This is a genomic window from Jiulongibacter sediminis (assembly GCF_001306455.1).
In the GTDB taxonomy this organism is placed as follows: Bacteria; Bacteroidota; Bacteroidia; order Cytophagales; family Spirosomataceae; genus Jiulongibacter; species Jiulongibacter sediminis.
Window position 1 is genome coordinate 1 of sequence record NZ_LGTQ01000015.1, and the last position, 14,208, is coordinate 14,208.

General features: G+C 41.6%; 16 protein-coding genes. 8 read left to right on the forward strand and 8 right to left on the reverse strand.

Annotation, left to right across the window (positions count from 1 at the left end):
- Nucleotides 1–134 precede the first annotated feature (134 nt).
- Both AFM12_RS17860 and AFM12_RS17865 read right to left on the reverse strand, forming a co-directional pair.
- The gene (locus AFM12_RS17860) at nt 135–698 is read right to left on the reverse strand and encodes a 2'-5' RNA ligase family protein (protein ID WP_157687464.1); all 564 of its coding nucleotides are present in this window, start codon (nt 696–698) and stop codon (nt 135–137) included.
- Nucleotides 699–730: 32 nt separating this feature from the next.
- On the reverse strand, nt 731–1,963 hold the full coding sequence (locus AFM12_RS17865) for a M16 family metallopeptidase (protein ID WP_055151268.1): 1,233 nt from the start codon (nt 1,961–1,963) through the stop codon (nt 731–733).
- A 63-nt stretch (nt 1,964–2,026) separates the two neighbouring features.
- Here AFM12_RS17865 and AFM12_RS17870 point away from each other — a divergent pair, with 63 nt between their 5' ends.
- The 7 genes from AFM12_RS17870 (at nt 2,027) to AFM12_RS17900 (ending at nt 6,872) form a co-directional block, all read left to right on the forward strand.
- Complete coding sequence (locus tag AFM12_RS17870; RefSeq protein ID WP_055151272.1) at nt 2,027–2,854, forward strand: hypothetical protein; 828 nt, start codon at nt 2,027–2,029, stop codon at nt 2,852–2,854.
- Nucleotides 2,855–2,911: 57 nt separating this feature from the next.
- Nucleotides 2,912–3,169 carry a hypothetical protein gene (locus tag AFM12_RS17875; protein WP_055151275.1) on the forward strand — a complete coding sequence of 86 codons (258 nt, stop codon included), beginning with the start codon at nt 2,912–2,914 and terminating at the stop codon, nt 3,167–3,169.
- A 3-nt stretch (nt 3,170–3,172) separates the two neighbouring features.
- Nucleotides 3,173–3,559, forward strand: a complete 387-nt coding sequence (locus AFM12_RS17880) for a rhodanese-like domain-containing protein (RefSeq protein WP_055151279.1) — start codon at nt 3,173–3,175, stop codon at nt 3,557–3,559.
- Nucleotides 3,559–3,771: a hypothetical protein gene (locus tag AFM12_RS17885; protein ID WP_055151282.1), complete on the forward strand. Its 213-nt coding sequence runs from the start codon at nt 3,559–3,561 to the stop codon at nt 3,769–3,771. The genes AFM12_RS17880 and AFM12_RS17885 overlap by 1 nt, the downstream gene beginning before the upstream one ends.
- A gap of 18 nt (nt 3,772–3,789) precedes the next feature.
- Nucleotides 3,790–5,247: an alpha-amylase family glycosyl hydrolase gene (locus AFM12_RS17890; protein WP_055151285.1), complete on the forward strand. Its 1,458-nt coding sequence runs from the start codon at nt 3,790–3,792 to the stop codon at nt 5,245–5,247.
- 69 nt (nt 5,248–5,316) lie between these two features.
- The gene (locus tag AFM12_RS17895) at nt 5,317–6,498 is read left to right on the forward strand and encodes a sulfite oxidase (protein ID WP_082391418.1); all 1,182 of its coding nucleotides are present in this window, start codon (nt 5,317–5,319) and stop codon (nt 6,496–6,498) included.
- The gene (locus AFM12_RS17900) at nt 6,495–6,872 is read left to right on the forward strand and encodes a hypothetical protein (protein ID WP_055151291.1); all 378 of its coding nucleotides are present in this window, start codon (nt 6,495–6,497) and stop codon (nt 6,870–6,872) included. Before AFM12_RS17895 ends, AFM12_RS17900 begins: the two co-directional genes overlap by 4 nt.
- On the opposite strand, the gene AFM12_RS17905 is transcribed toward AFM12_RS17900, so the two are convergent.
- From AFM12_RS17905 to AFM12_RS17920, 4 genes are all read right to left on the reverse strand, one after another.
- A complete protein-coding gene (locus AFM12_RS17905; RefSeq protein WP_055151294.1) occupies nt 6,869–7,198 on the reverse strand; it encodes an L-rhamnose mutarotase in 330 nt (109 codons plus the stop codon). The genes AFM12_RS17900 and AFM12_RS17905 overlap by 4 nt on opposite strands.
- A gap of 7 nt (nt 7,199–7,205) precedes the next feature.
- The gene (locus tag AFM12_RS17910) at nt 7,206–7,781 is read right to left on the reverse strand and encodes a precorrin-2 dehydrogenase/sirohydrochlorin ferrochelatase family protein (protein WP_055151297.1); all 576 of its coding nucleotides are present in this window, start codon (nt 7,779–7,781) and stop codon (nt 7,206–7,208) included.
- A 64-nt stretch (nt 7,782–7,845) separates the two neighbouring features.
- Nucleotides 7,846–9,987, reverse strand: coding sequence for a peptidylprolyl isomerase (locus AFM12_RS17915; protein WP_055151300.1), 2,142 nt, complete (start codon nt 9,985–9,987; stop codon nt 7,846–7,848).
- A gap of 165 nt (nt 9,988–10,152) precedes the next feature.
- A complete protein-coding gene (locus AFM12_RS17920) occupies nt 10,153–11,157 on the reverse strand; it encodes an SMP-30/gluconolactonase/LRE family protein (protein ID WP_055151303.1) in 1,005 nt (334 codons plus the stop codon).
- 124 nt (nt 11,158–11,281) lie between these two features.
- On the opposite strand from AFM12_RS17920, the gene AFM12_RS17925 reads away from it, so the two are divergent.
- Nucleotides 11,282–11,923 (forward strand): AlbA family DNA-binding domain-containing protein, encoded by a 642-nt coding sequence (locus tag AFM12_RS17925; RefSeq protein ID WP_055151306.1) that lies wholly within the window; start codon nt 11,282–11,284, stop codon nt 11,921–11,923.
- On the opposite strand, the gene AFM12_RS17930 is transcribed toward AFM12_RS17925, so the two are convergent.
- Nucleotides 11,920–13,194, reverse strand: a complete 1,275-nt coding sequence (locus AFM12_RS17930; protein ID WP_055151309.1) for a M16 family metallopeptidase — start codon at nt 13,192–13,194, stop codon at nt 11,920–11,922. The genes AFM12_RS17925 and AFM12_RS17930 overlap by 4 nt on opposite strands.
- Before the next feature lie 82 nt (nt 13,195–13,276).
- Nucleotides 13,277–14,203 (reverse strand): alpha-E domain-containing protein, encoded by a 927-nt coding sequence (locus AFM12_RS17935; protein ID WP_055151312.1) that lies wholly within the window; start codon nt 14,201–14,203, stop codon nt 13,277–13,279.
- Nucleotides 14,204–14,208 lie beyond the last annotated feature (5 nt).

Here is a 14,208-nt window from a genome sequence, read left to right on the forward strand (position 1 = left end):
GTTGAGGTCTTTTTGCGTTTAAAAGACTTTTGATCTTGTATTATATAGGATTCTTTATTATTGGAAAGTATAAATAATAGAATGCTTTCAAATAATGGCTTAGAGTATTCAATTTTAGTGAAGCTAATAATATGTTATACACCTAATTTCCCCTCATAAAACGTTGACCATTTTCCTCTTTTGAAGTAATTTATACGAACAGAATATTCAGATATAAGACAATCAAAAGAAATCGGGTCTTTCTGAAATATTGTCAAAAGTGTATCGAAACCTTTATTTTCTATTTTGGACTGTCCGATTGTAATATGGGGAGTGCCATAGATTTTGAAATATGAACCACTTCCGGGTTGCTGTTTCAGACTAGACAATTGCTTGTATACATTATCGAGCTGTTCTGGGTTCTTAATTATAGAATACATCGTCTTTGATTTCTTTGAAACAAAGGCATCTACTCCTGAGATCGTTATCGAAAATGGCTGACAACATGCTAATGTAGTGGAAAGTTTCTTTGAACAACTAACCAACCTATCAGTTGTGACTTTCCAAGTCAGGAGAGTTATATGTGGCTTGGAGTGAGAAAATTCTTCATTGCCCAATAAGTCACGGAATTCTTTCTTTTGGTCTTTGATGATAGATTCGGCCTCGGGTGGTAAAGTTAGAAAGAGTAAAATTTCACACTCTTCTTCTACTTTAAACATTTCATTCATCATTGAGACAAATTATAATAGAATCAGTGAGGTTTATAGATAAGGCTACTAAACTCCTCTAAATTTAGAGTTTCTTGTGCCGTTTCAAGTAAATCGTTGGCTTCAATATTACTTAATTTCTCGAAAACGTATTCTAAAGTATCTATTCGATCAATATCCAATAAGCTCTTAGCCATCATCAGCATATAGCCTTGATTACTTTCGTCCGACATGGCAAGTTGACCCATAAGTTGATCCTTAAGATTTTTGAGCTGAAGGCCTCCCAAAGGTTTCGTTTTGAGGAGCTCTATTTCTTTTTGAACCAAGTTGTGGGCTCTTTTGAGATTCTTTTTGTCGGTAGCGTAGTAAATTCCAGTATAACCAGTATCTGTTAGAGCTGTATAGCTGGCATCAATTCCATAGACGAGTCCGTTTTTTTCTCTCAAGGCAACGTTTAGGCGGCTATTCATTCCTGGTCCGCCTAACAGATGAATCAATGTAAAATATGAAAACCGGTTTTCATGATGTAAGGAATAAGCCGGAAGCCCTATAGCCACATGTGCCTGACTGATGGGCTTTTTAAAGACAAGTTGCCTTGGCTGGTAATCTGGTGGCCCCAAACGTTCATGTTTCCGAGTGAGGTGAGGAACTTCTGAGAGATACTTTTCGGCCATTTTGATGGCCTTTTTTAAAGTAATATTTCCGACGACCGAAAAAATGATTTTCTCGGTATTGATATTTTCTTTGACAAATCTCTCCAGATCATCCCTATGAAAAGAATTGACTGTTTCACGGGTTCCCAGAATATTATAACCTAAGGGGTGATTCGGGTAAATGAGTTCGTCAAATTCATCTTGAATGGCGTCTTCGGGGCTGTCAAGATACATTGACATTTCTTCCAGAATTACGCTACGTTCTTTCTCAACCTGTTTCTCAGGAAAAATCGAATTGAACGTGATATCGCTCAAAATATCGACTGCCTTATCAAAATGACTATCCAGCACAGAAGCATAAAAGCAAATTTTCTCCTTGGTAGTGTAGGCATTGAGTTCACCACCCACAGATTCCAGCCTGTTTATGATATGAAAAGCCTTACGTTTTTTAGTGCCCTTAAAAGCCATATGTTCCCAAAAATGGGCCAGACCGGTCTCGTTATTTTTCTCATCGCGGCTGCCGATATCAAGCATGATTCCGCAATGCACAATTTTGGTATGCGAAACCTGGCGGTGTGCCAGTCTGATTCCGTTTTTTAAGGTATAAACTTGATATTCAGCCATAATCTGCTCGAAAGAGTCCGCAAAATTACGGATTATTGCAGTCAAATAATACTATTCACTTCAATGTTGCTGATAGCCGATAGCGGTTCTACAAAAACCAAATGGATTCTTCAAAGTAAGGATCAGGTAATGGAGTATATTGGCCCCGGGCTCAACCCATATTTTGTCACCGATGAGTTTATGTCTTCAGAACTTGAGAATGTTTGTGAGGCTTTAAAAGGACCAAAACCTGATTACATTGGTTTCTATGGAACGGGAGTAACAGATGAAGAGAAATCTTTTAGAATTCAACATTTGCTCAATACTCAATTTGGTTCAGAGAATATTACGGTCAAATCAGATATCATTGGTGCCGGTCTCTCACTTCTTGGTATGGAAAAAGGAGTCGCCTGTATTCTTGGTACAGGGGCGGCTTCAGCCAGGTTTGAGCATGGAGAGATTATTGAACAACAGCCATCTTTAGGATTTTGGCTTGGAGATGAAGGTAGTGGGTCAGATTTAGGGAAAGAGCTGGTTAAGGCATATTTGCGAAGTGATTTGGGTGAATTGCAGGTTGAGTTTGAGAAGGAATTTGGTGTCTTTGACCGCTATTCAGTTTTCGAGAAGCTAAATCAACCAAGACCTAACGCCTGGTTTGCTTCATTTACTCCTTTCCTAAAGCGATTTGAGCAAGAAAGAATCATGCAGGATATTCTTAATGATCGTTTTGATCTTTTTGTTTCAAAAAACCTGATGAAATATAGTCTGGATGTTAGTCAGAAAATAGGGTTCATTGGTTCTGTTGCCTTTCATTTTCAGGAGACGCTAACCAAGGTTCTGAGGCAATACCTTGACAATGAAGTTCTCTTTGAGAAAGATCCTATTCCCGGTCTTCTTCGTTTTCACTCCTGATTTTTTCCTGTGACATATGTTCAATAAGCCCCCAAACTTTATTGTTATTATTGTAGCATGAATTATCTGATTGAAAGTCTGAAACAACCATGGAGCGTCATGAGAGCGTTCAGATTGCTTTTCGGCTCATATGTAGTAGTCACCAGCATTATGGAGCAGCAATATTTGCTGGCTTTGATCGGTGGCTTCTTTGCTTATCAGGCTATTACGAATACAGGTTGCGGAGCTTGTGCAGCTCCACCGTCTTCAGAGACTTTGGACAGTGCAGAAGCCGAAACCTCTTTTGAGTTTGAAGAACTTAAAAAATCGAATTGACCGATGAAAAATCTTAAATATCTATCGTTCCTGCTTGTTCTCTCTGTTCTTTTTTCCTGCTCTCAGGAGGCAAGTTCACAGGTCAATAATCTGGCCTTGAATGACTTCGTAGAAACCTACAAAAACACTGAAAACGCTCAGCTACTGGATGTAAGAACACCCGGCGAGTGGAATGCAGGTAAGATTCAGTCTTCGGCTTTGATCAATTATAATGACCCGGCTTTTGCCAAGAACATTGAGAAACTGGATAAATCAAAGCCCGTTTTTGTCTACTGTGCCGTGGGTGGCCGAAGTGCAAGAGCTGCTCAGGTATTGAATAAGGCCGGATTCAAAGTGTATAATCTAACCGGTGCCGGCTACGGTCAGCTGGCTCAAAAAGGTCTGAAGTAATGCAGGAGAAGAAATGGTTGATGCCTTTAATGGTTTCATTGACCCTTGGTCTGGCTCCTTTTATGCCTGAACCACACGTTTGGGGCAAGATAAAGTGGGTATTAGGCGGAGCAAATGGAATGCAGGTAATGGACTGGTTTGATTTAGCGATGCATGGTGCTCCGTGGATATGGTTGATTATTACGGTCATTCAGTCTTTCAAAAAGAAATAATCTTGTTTCTTTGAGGCCATGCAGCCTCGCGTTTTCTACGAAATTTTTGTTCGCTCTTTTGCCGATTCTAACGGTGATGGAATTGGTGATCTGAAGGGTATTACCTCAAAACTAGATTACCTGGCGGAACTTGGTATTGAGGGCCTTTGGCTTACGCCTATTTTTCATTCCCCGTCTTATCATAAATATGATGTTAAAGACTATTACCGTATTAACGGAAGTTATGGTACCGCGGAAGACCTGGTGGTATTACTGGAAGCTGCTCATCAGCGAGGAATAAAGGTTATTCTTGATCTGGTTTTGAATCATACCAGCTCTTCGCATCATTGGTTTCAGGAAGCGGCCGCCAACCCTGCTTCAAAATATCGGGAATATTACTACTGGTTGACTCCAAAGGAAATTCAGGAAAAAGGAATTGAAGAAAGAAGGGCTACCGATGACAGTGGTGTCAAATTCCCCTGGCATTGGCCGAGGAAGCGTTCAAAAGAGAAATATTTCGGGATGTTCTGGAAAGAAATGCCTGATCTCAATCTGAATTCAGAAGCTTTAAAAAATGAGCTTATAACCATTGCGAAATTTTGGCTGGCCAAAGGAGTTGACGGTTTCAGGTTGGATGCAGCCAAACATTTATTTCCATTTTGGGAGCCTCAATCAAAAACGCTGGAGTTTTGGGCAACCTTCAAAAATGCATTAAAAGCGGATTTCCCTGAGGTTTATTTGGTGGGTGAAGTGTGGGATGCTCCGGAGGTGGTTGCTCCCTATTTTGAGTCTTTACAGGCCAATTTTAATATTGACCTAAGCTACGACTTAAAGACAATATTGAAAGAAGGTAAAGACACTATCGGTTTGATTTCAAAACTAAAACAGGCTCACCTGCAATACGAGGAAGTCAATCCCAACTTCATGGATTGTACTTTGCTTTCTAACCATGATCAGGATAGAATTGCAAGTGTTCTAAAGGGAGACGAAAATAAGCTCAAAGTTGCCGCCAATTTGCTTTTCACCTTACCCGGACTGCCCTATCTCTATTATGGAGAAGAATGGGGTTTGAAGGGCCTTAAACCCGATGAATACATTCGTGAGCCCATGCCTTGGGGAGATGGAAGTCAAACCCGTTGGATAGACCGACGGCATAATAAAAGTTTTGACCTCAAAAAGGCTACTGCTGATCCCGATTCGATATTTCAGCAGTACAAGCGACTCATTGCCTTACGGAAAAGTATTCCGGCCCTGGGCCGATGCATCGGGTCTAATCTTGAGGAAGTTGAAAATGAAAACACAAACCTTTTGATTTTCAAACGGATACACGAAGCCGGCGATGTTTTGGTTGTTCAAAACCTCAGTGCAAAGCCATTTAAAGTGAATAAACTTCAGGGTTTTGATCATTTGATTTTTGAAACTGAGCAGGCTTCTGTTTTGGCTAATGCCTATCATATTCCCGCGTATGGTTTGTTGATTGTGGGCAATCAATCGTAAATTGGTTGTCTAAAAAATTCATTTATGTGGAACAGACGAGGTTTTTTGAAGAAATCAGTTTTGAGTTCAATGGCAACGCTGTTAGGTGCTGAAATTGTTTTTGCGAAGAACCTTCCGCCCAAAACCTTACCTCTTGCTTTTCAGCCGGCAGAAGACATTTTGCCGGGCAAACACCCTGATCTGATTATTCTCAACAATCGCCCTTGGAATGTGGAAGCACCTCCGCATTTACTCAATGACGCTGTTACTCCGGGTGATAAAATGTTTATCCGAAATAACGGGATTCCGCCGGAAGGCGTGGATATAAATCAATGGACACTCACCATTGAAGGCGAAGCGGCCCTGAGTTCAAAAAGCTATACATTGAAAGAACTGAAGGAAAAGTTTGAGCATCATACCTATCAATTGTCACTGGAATGCGGCGGCAACGGTCGGGCTGGTTTTTACCCTCCGGCCTCCGGTAATCAATGGACTGAAGGGGCTGTAAGCTGTGGTGAGTGGACGGGCGTTCGATTGAAAGATGTTCTCATGGATGCCGGAATAGGGGAGAATGCGGTTTATATCGGGTATTATGGAAAAGATACCCATATCAGTGGAGATGCTTCGAAAAATCCGATATCACGTGGTGTACCAATTGAAAAGGCTTTAGAGGATGAAAGTTTGATCGCCTGGTCGCTGAATGGCGAAGACATTCCGATCATGAATGGGTATCCTTTACGACTGGTTTTTGGTGGCTGGCCGGCGTCTTGTTCGGGAAAATGGCTGGAGAAAATCGTGATTCGTGATAAAGTGCATGATGGAGAAAAAATGACCGGAACGAGCTACAGAGTGCCTAAGTATCCGGTTCAGCCTGGCACAAAAGTACCTGAAGAGGATTTTGAGATCATTGAGAGTATGCCTGTGAAATCGCTGATTACTTCGCCAAAATCGGGTGCTATGCTGGCTTTAGGAAAAAACTTAGAAGTTAAAGGTCATGCCTGGGCCGGAGATTTGGAAGTGAGTAAATTGCAATTGTCCATTGACTTTGGAGCCACCTGGCATGAGGCCAATCTTGAGTCTCCCGTAAACCGATTGGCCTGGCAGCATTGGAACGCTGAATTGTCTTTCCCTAAAGAAGGCTATTACGAGATCTGGGCTAAGGCAACAGACAGTAAAGGAGTTTCTCAACCTATGGTTATTCCGGGCTGGAATCCGAAGGGTTATTTGAACAACGCCTGTCATAGAATCGCTGTGAAAATTACTGCCTCATGAAAAAGGGATTGAGCTTATTTTTTGCCATCGGTATTTGGCTATTTTCTCAATGTAAGACAGTCCAAAATTCCACAAATCAGAATGTTTCTGACGAAAAAGATCCTGAAAGTGGATTGATGCTTGATCAGAACCTTATGCTGGTCAAAAGTCAGTGTACGGCCTGTCACTCGGCGAAACTGATTACCATGAATCGTTTTACCCGAACGGGCTGGAAAGAGAAAATAGTCTGGATGCAGAAGACACAAAACCTATGGGATTTAGGTGAAAGCGAACCTGCTGTTTTAGATTACCTTGAAAAGTATTATTCACCGGAGCCTCAGGCTTCACGGCGTAAGAATCTTGAGGATATCGAGTGGTATAAGCTTGAAGACTAAAGTTTAAAAATCTTTTCCATCAGCTGCCACTTTTCTCCGGGCTTGGCTCCAGCCAAGGCTTGCTGATATTTCCACATGAGTTGCTCCCATTGCTGCACTTTTGGGTTGGCTTCATCCATTTTTGCTTTACGCTCAAAAGAAAATGAATCCTCGGTTTCCATAATCATGAAAAGCCTGTTTGCTATGCGGTAGATTTCCATGTCCAGAATTCCGGATTCTTTGATTGAGGCTTCAATTTCGGGCCATATACTCCTGTGGTAATCTTCATACTCTGCGATTAAATCGGGGTCATCTTTGAGGTCAAGAGCGAGACAATACCTTTTCATGTCGAATTTAGTTTTTATCGTTTTTCATCACATTAGTAATTTCATTGAGCTTCTCAACCTTGTACTCAAAATCTCCTTTCAGTCTGTTACGAATGGATTGAAGATTGTCCAAAGTTTGCTGCAATGAATCAGGAAGTATTTCTTCCAGTATCTCACGGAAGCGTTTAGCAAAAGTGGGAGATTTACCGTTGGTGGAAATGGCAATTTTCAGATCTCCTTTTTTGACCGTAGAGCTCAAATAGAAATCACATAGCGAAGGTTTATCAGCTACGTTGACGAGAATATTGGCCTGGCGGCAATCTTTCTGGACCTGTTGGCTGACTTCCATCAGACCCGTTCCTACAATAACGAGGTTCTTACCATCGAGATGCTTTCTTTGATAGGGCTCAAAAAGTAATTCAATTTTATGTTTTTGAGCCAACTGCTGAATTTCAGAGGATATGTCAGGAGCAACAAGCGTTATTTGGGTATCAGGCGAGTTTTTGAGAACAGCCTCCAGCTTTTCAAGACCAACATAACCTCCGCCAACAATCAGCAGTTGCATCTGCTCCAGTTTTAAGAAAACAGGGAATAAGTTATTCATAGGGTAAAGGTCATAAAAAAAGGGACACCAACGGTGTCCCTTTTTGATTATAAGAAAGTTCTTCTTAGAACATCTTAGCTCTTCTATCTGTAATTTCAGCTGCTTCTCTAACAGCCTGATCAGCTAACTGAGCACTGCTGTAAAGTCCTCTTCTTTGTCTGATGTTCTCTTTGTATTGGCTGTAATCAGCAACTTCAGGAGCAATGCTCTCGTTTGTTTTCTTCATTACAAAAACACCGTTCTGACCTTTGAAAGGAGCACTGACTTTGTTTACAGCTAAGCCAAACGCTTTTCCGATAGCCACACCATCAATACCGGCACTGTTTAACATACCAGTTTGGAAAGTAATGTCTTCCACAGTTTCAACCAAGGCACCAGCACCGTAAGCTTTTGCCATGGCTTCAAAATCAGAACCATTGGCATTAGCCAATTGACCCATAATGATTTCAGCTTTCTTTTGATTTCTAACTTTAGTCTCAATGGCCGTTTTGAAGTCCGAAGCTTTTGGATCTTCAGCATCAGTAGCACCGGTAAGACCTGCAACGATGTAAGAATCATTGATCACAAAGACACGATCAGCCACATCACCCGTTTCAACATCTTCGCCAAAGGCCCAAAGTACAACTTCTCTGCCATCCTGAATGGTATTAAAGCTGCTTGCTCCTGGATTAACTCTTTGTGCTGTCAAAAGCGTAAGATTAGGATCAGCATCTGCTTTCTCTTTCAATTCTTCCACACTCCCTACTGAAGCTCTCAAATCTTCGGCTTCCTGATAAGCAATGTTCAATGTGGCCTCAGATGGCTGAAGTACTTTTGTGATGGCGGCCAGCTTATATTTTAGATTGCTCTTCGCTTCAGTCACTTTAATGATGTGGTAGCCGAAGTCTGTTTCTACCAAATTCGGCATGAGACCTTCGCCTCTGAAAGCGAATAATGCATCTTCAAATGGTTTCACCATCTGTCCGTTATTGCTGAAATAACCAAGGTCACCACCTTGCTGAGCAGTACCGTCAGTTCCGTTGATTCTGGCCATTGTCGCAAAATCAGCACCGTTTTTGATTTGATTCAACAAATCCTGAGCTTTTGTACGGGCTTCAGCTTTTCCTGCGTCATCCTGAGTTTCAGGTCTGATGAGAATATGAGAGGCCCTCATCGTATAAAGAGAATCAGTCTCGGTGCCTTGGTATTTATAGATGGTATAGTTTTGACCGTCTTTTACCGGGCCAAAAGTGCCACCAACGATAGTTTCTGAAAGAAGTGCCTTCACCTCTTCAGAAAGCTCACCGGAGTTCCATAAGTATGGGTTACGAACATCTGAATTTGCAGAAGCAAAGGCTTCAGCATTTTCAGCTCCACCCAGCCCTCTGGCCAGCTGATTAATTTCCAATTGAAGAGCAGTAGAATCTTCAGGAGAAGGTACTACCTGATAAACAACATAGTCGAAAGATCTGCTATCAAATGGTGTAAACTCATCTTCGTGATTTGAGTAGTAACTGTTGATATCACTCTCAGATACAGTAGCAAGCGTATCATTTACACTGTAAAACGGCACATAAAGATACTCGGCACTCACTTTATCAGTTGTTGCTTTGTATTCTTTCTTTGCTTCAGCAGTAGTGATGTACTCTGATGCAGCCACAAGGTTTTGATACTTCTCACTCTTTCTGATTTGCAGAAGGCTTGATTTGAAGTTATCCCAGATGTACTGCTGCTCGGCAGGTAATGTTTTGTTCGCTGCAGCATTGATGAATTCTCTGTGCTGAGCCTGATTAAACTGACCGGTATTAGGGTCAGTAAACTGCTGACGAATATAAGGGTGAAGGTTTTTGGTACCCTGGATCATTTCACGTAATTCTTCTGCAGATACGTCAATTCCTAACTCTTCATATTCCGGCTGAAACGCATTGTCCTGAATCAATTGCTCCCAAACCTGCTCACGGATATTTCTTAAATCTGCATCAGTAGCTGAGCGACCGGTTGAAAGCTCAAGTTGCTGACGCTGAGCATCAACAAGCTTTACAAATTGTTGATAATCAACGTCAACTCCATTGATCGTCCCAACTTTGTTAGCATCACTACCCAAAAGTCCACCACCTGCTGAATTACCGCTAAGGAAATCGCCACCCACTACAAATAGCATAAGTGCTACAGCAATTACCGCAACTGCTATCCCTGATTTCTCTCTAATCTTGTTAATTAAAGCCATTTTTATTGTGTATATAATTAAATGCGTTTGCACGGGCTCACTATGCCCAAAAAATGAGCCGCAAAAATAGGTAGATTCCTACTGATTATCAAAGAAATCTAATTTTTGTATTCGTCGTTTTTTGATTCTCAAAAACGGCCTCCTACGGTGTTTCGGAGCTCTAGCCTAAAAGCCTTTTCCTGTAGTTTTTGTCATTAAACGGCAAAGGTACATATCAGCAGTGATGTAAAGAGTACTTCCATCATCACCCCAGTTAAGGTTGGCTGTCGCCTCACCAGTTTCTATTCTTCCAAGTAAACGGCCTTCAGGAGTTAAAACCAGAATACCACCGGGACCTGTAGTAAAAATATTTCCGTTTACGTCGGTCTTGAGGCCGTCTGGTAAACCTGCTAACCCGGCTTTGACCATTGAAGTAGCATCAAAAAGTATTTTCTGATCTGTTAAAGTACCGTTTTCATTGATGGAGTAAGACAGCACATAAGCCTTTTCAGGGTCAGATTGAGCCACATAAAGGGTTTTCTCATCTGGAGAAAGAGCAACGCCATTTGGTCGGGTAAGGTCTTTGATGACTAATTCAGCTTCACTGCCCGGTTTCACCATGTACACTCCGAAATGGTCGATTTCCCGGGTTTTAGCATTTTCACGGTCGGGTAGTCCGTAGGGTGGATCGGTGAAATAGTATGTGCCACCGGAGGTTTGGACTATATCGTTAGGGCTGTTAAAACGCTTACTCTTCCAGTTATCAGCTATGGGAAATTTACCTCCACCACCGCTGATTGGCATGCGGGTAACTCTTCTGTCGCCATGTTCACAAGCCACTAACTCACCATCATTATTCACAATTAGGCCGTTGCTACCGGGTTCCAGGCTGTATGGATGAATACCTGTATATCCAGAAGGTTTTAGGAAAATGCTGAGACCTTCGCCTTCTTTCCATCTATAAATGGTGTTTTCAGGAACATCGGAGAAAAGAACATAACCTCCATTTTTAACCCAAACAGGACCCTCTGACCAATTAAAGCCTTCAGCCAGAACTTCTACTTTAGCGTTTTTGTCAATAAGATCGTAGAACTCATCACTTTCGGGTATGAGTTTACCAATGGTTTTGTGCTGGGCAAAGAGGTTTCCGGATAAACTGATCATTAGCAGAAATACTTTAATTGAGTTCATAAGGGTTGAAGATTGAAAATGTGCTTTTTCAAAAATAGTAAATTGGATATTTATATCTCCGACTACTCATTTTCTTTTCAGCTAATCTTGTCTACTTTTAAGCCAATGGCTAAGAGCTATCGTTATGAATCTAAAGGATCTTTACAGGCTGGTAAGTGAAGGTGAAGGGCAGCAGCTTGAGTTTAAACTTAAAGCAAACCACCCGCACAAAATTGTTAGGGAAATGGTGGCCTTTGCCAATTCTGACGGCGGTAAGCTTCTGGTTGGGGTGGCGGACAACAGAGAAATCATAGGGCTGAAATATGCAGATGAGGATGAATACGTGTTGGAGAAAGAGATGCTCAAAAGCATTCAACCACCACTAACCTATGAGATCGAAAGGGTTAGGCTGGAGGATGGAAAAGAGGTTTTGGCTTTTAACATTCCCACTGGAGAAAACAGGCCTTATTCGGTAGTGAATCCGGAGAATATTGAGGCCAAAAAAGTGTACGTTCGAGTGGCAGATAAGTCTATTCAGGCCAGCAAAGAAATTAAGGAAATTTTGAAAGGTCTTACAAAAGGCAAAAGCCTTAGGTTCGCTTACGGGGAGAAAGAAACTCTGCTGATGAAATATCTCGGTGAAAAGAAGTACGTCACCGTTGAGCAGTTTAGTGAGTTGGCTAACATTCCTAGAAAAAACGCCTCAAGAACACTCATTTTGTTGGTGCTTACTCATGTTTTGGGCTTTCACCCAAAGGAGGGTGGGGATCAGTTTTATATGCTTTAAATTTTTTCTCCAACAATAACCTCGATCATTTCAGAAGGATTAAAATATTTTTGAGCCATTTGTTGAATGTCAAAAGGTTCTACCTCCGAGATTTTATCAATGAGGGTGTCGTAGTAATCATCTGCCAGATCATTAAGAATGATGTTTTTGTGACGTGTCATTACCTCAAAAGCGGTGGTCACCGAACCGGCGAAACTGCCTGCCAAATAGTTTTTAACCAGCTCTAATTCATCAGAGGAAATCAACTCATCCTGCATAATTTTCATCTCTTTTTCTATTTCGGCCAGGGTGTCAAGCGTGTTTTGCTTGACAACATCAGAGCCGATGGTCATGTAGGCTTTGTCCTTTACAGGGCTTATTGACGAGGAGATGCCGTAGGTGTAGCCTTTGTCTTCCCGAATGTTTTTCATAAGTCTGCTACCAAAGAACCCCCCGAAAGTGGTGTTGGTTACCATCATTTTGAAGAAATCAGGATCTTTTCTGCCAGCCGTATATCTTGCAATTCTCAGTGTGGACTGCATATTTTCAGGCTTTGGAATGAGATATTTACCGGGAGTGGGCTGGTCAAAGGATACTGTAATTTCATTTGTTTCTTCTACCGGTAAACTGCCGAGGGTATCGGAAATAACTTTGATTTCTTCATCCGTTATTTTACCCGAAGCAAAGATTTTGAAAGACTTTCCCTTGATTCTGTTTTCATAAAATACAGAAAGGTCTTCGCGATTAACAGCTTCAATATCTTCAGCCTCATGAGAACGTCCGTAAGGGTGATTCACCCCAAACAGCTCCTCAACCATTTTTCTTTTGGCCAGATATGCGGTTTTCTCCAAATTAAGCTGGAGACTTTGAGTAGAAATTCTTTTCTGAGTTATAAGCTGCTCTTCCGGGAAATTGGCATTTTGGAGAATCTCTTTTGTAAGATTCATATACTGGCCTATGAATTTGGATAGGCCATAAATGGTAAAATTGAGTTTGGTAACCTGTTGGCTTATTTCCGGAAAACCGCCGTATTGACTAAACTCTTCAATGATTTCAGAACCGCTCTTTTGTGAAGTCCCTTCCAAAAGCATTTTTGAGAAAACCGACTTCAGACCAGTTTTCGCAGCGTAGGCATGACCAGCTTCAAAATATATTTCCAGTTTGAGAACATCCTGCTGTGCAAAATCTGCCAGATACAGAGGTACACCATTTGGGAGGTCAATTTTCTTAATAGCAGGAAGCTGGATAGACTTAATGGGCTTAAAAGCCGGGGCGAGGGTTCTGTCTGGCATGCTTAGATTTTTTGCAAATATAGGGAAACAAAAAAAGGCTCACGCTAGGTAGAGTGAGCCAGATATTATAGTTTAATTTTTTTCAAGCGAAGTAATGCTCGTTGAGTAGCCTATGAATTAGGGCAATTTTCGATTGCACATCATTTATGTAGGCGGGTATATCACCCATAAAATCATCAACACTGCCAAAGACGAGCTCATTTTTGAGGTTTTCAGCGTGCATTCTTACCGAAAGCTTTTTCCCTTTTTCATCCAGTGAAAGGTTTGACAAATACATGCATACCTCTTTCATACAAAAGGCCATTGATCTTGGGAAGTTCTCATTGAAAACCAAAAACTCCATGGCTCTCTCTGCGTTGACTGGTTTTCGGTAAAACTTACGGTTCATATCAAACGCTTCCAGGCTTTTCAGCAGATTAATGCACTCATATTGAACATATAAATCCCAGTTTTCTGTCTCCCGCTGCATCTCAGTATGTATGATGCTAATAATACGGCTAACCTGAAAAGCTCGCTCAAGTAGCAGGCCCAGTTTAAGTGTAGACCATACCTGATTCTTTACCATCGTACTATCTGCCTGATATTTGCAGACCGCTACGAGTTGTTTGGCATTAACCATGAACTCATGCATGCTTGATTCCCTGTAAAGATCCTGATCAAAGGTTTGGGTGTAATGAAACAGCTTATTGACGGATTCCCATAATTCTGTGCTGAGCAGATCACGGGCTCCACGGCAGTTTTCACGAGCCAGGGTAATGCATGAACTGACTGAGGAAGGGTTCTTTAAATCAAAAGCAAGATCTACCAGTACATCGCCTTCATTCAGTTCCAGTTCAGGGCTGACTGAGCCTGCCATAGCATTCAGTTTCTTGAGCATAGAAGCCTCGTCGGCTTCTTTTGGCCCATCTAAACTGGCAAAGAAATTGACCGGTACAAATCGAGCGATATGCTCAATTCTCTCCAGGTTTCTGCCTGCCCAATAAAGATTATTCGCAATTCTGGAAAGCATAATTT